Below are 1,515 nucleotides of genomic sequence, written 5' to 3' on the forward strand. Positions count from 1 at the left end.
CCAGGAAATAACTCCAGCAGAGACCGTACCCGAAACCGACACAGGTGGTCAGGTAGAGCATACCAAGGCGTTTGAGAGAACTGTGCTGAAGGAACTCGGCAAATTGCACGCGTAACTTCGGAATAAGCGTGACTCACCCTGGGCAACCAGGACTGAGTGGCACAAGCCAGGGGGTAGCGACTGTTTAGCAAAAACACAGGGCTCTGCGAAGCAGCAATGCGACGTATAGGGTCTGACGCCTGCCCGGTGCCTGAAGGTTAAAGGGAGGAGTGAAAGCTCCGAACTGAAGCCCAGGTAAACGGCGGCCGTAACTATAACGGTCCTAAGGTAGCGAAATTCCTTGTCGGGTAAGTTCCGACCTGCACGAATGGCGTAACGACTTCCCCACTGTCTCCAGCACAGGCTCAGTGAAATTGAATTCCCCGTGAAGATGCGGGGTTCCCGCGGTCAGACGGAAAGACCCTATGAACCTTTACTATAGCTTCGCCTTGGCGTTAGCGACCGTATGTGTAGGATAGGTGGGAGACTATGAAACCGGGGCGCCAGCTCTGGTGGAGTCGTCCTTGAAATACCACCCTTACTGTCGTTGACGTCTAACCGAGGACCGTTATCCGGTCCCGGGACATGGCGTGGTGGGTAGTTTGACTGGGGCGGTCGCCTCCCAAAGTGTAACGGAGGCGCGCGATGGTGAGCTCAGAGCGGTCGGAAATCGCTCGTCGAGTGCAATGGCATAAGCTCGCCTGACTGCGAGACTGACAAGTCGAGCAGAGACGAAAGTCGGCCATAGTGATCCGGTGGTCCCGAGTGGAAGGGCCATCGCTCAACGGATAAAAGGTACTCTAGGGATAACAGGCTGATTTTGCCCAAGAGTCCATATCGACGGCAAAGTTTGGCACCTCGATGTCGGCTCATCACATCCTGGGGCTGGAGCAGGTCCCAAGGGTATGGCTGTTCGCCATTTAAAGTGGTACGTGAGCTGGGTTCAGAACGTCGTGAGACAGTTTGGTCCCTATCTGCCGTGGGTGTTCGAAGCTTGAGAGGATCTGTCCCTAGTACGAGAGGACCGGGATGGACATACCTCTGGTGTACCTGTCATGGCGCCAGCTGTGCAGCAGGGTAGCTAAGTATGGAATAGATAACCGCTGAAAGCATCTAAGCGGGAAACTAACCTCAAAACAAGGCTTCGCTGAGGATCGTGGAAGACTACCACGTTGATAGGCCAGGTGTGGAAGCGCGGCGACGCGTGAAGCTTACTGGTACTAATAATCCGATCGGTTTGATCGTTTCTCAGCAAAACTCATTCGATGATCATCAATGACCCGATGATCGTCACGACAATGTCTTCTCATCATCCGCTGTCCGCCTCGTTGACCTGGTGGCTATGTCGGAGGTTCCCCACCCGATCCCATTCCGAACTCGGTCGTTAAGCCCTCCAGAGCCAATGGTACTTCGTCTCAAGGCGCGGGAGAGTAGGTCGCCGCCGGGTCTACCAGGCGGACAGCCGATGATGAAAAA

Annotated in this window: 1 rRNA gene and 1 other annotated feature (1 of these 2 running past the window's edge); the gene reads left to right on the top strand. The window is 54.9% G+C overall.

Going from position 1 to position 1,515, the window contains the following annotated elements:
- Nucleotides 1–1,284: a sequence feature (mutual gap in cmsearch alignment for this rRNA model is longer than 100), on the top strand; it begins 1,601 nt to the left of the window's first position.
- A gap of 87 nt (nucleotides 1,285–1,371) precedes the next feature.
- Nucleotides 1,372–1,486, top strand: a 5S ribosomal RNA gene (rrf, locus tag AC07XS_RS15630).
- Nucleotides 1,487–1,515: the final 29 nt, after the last annotated feature.

It is taken from the genome of Brevundimonas sp. GW456-12-10-14-LB3 (genome assembly GCF_059424365.1).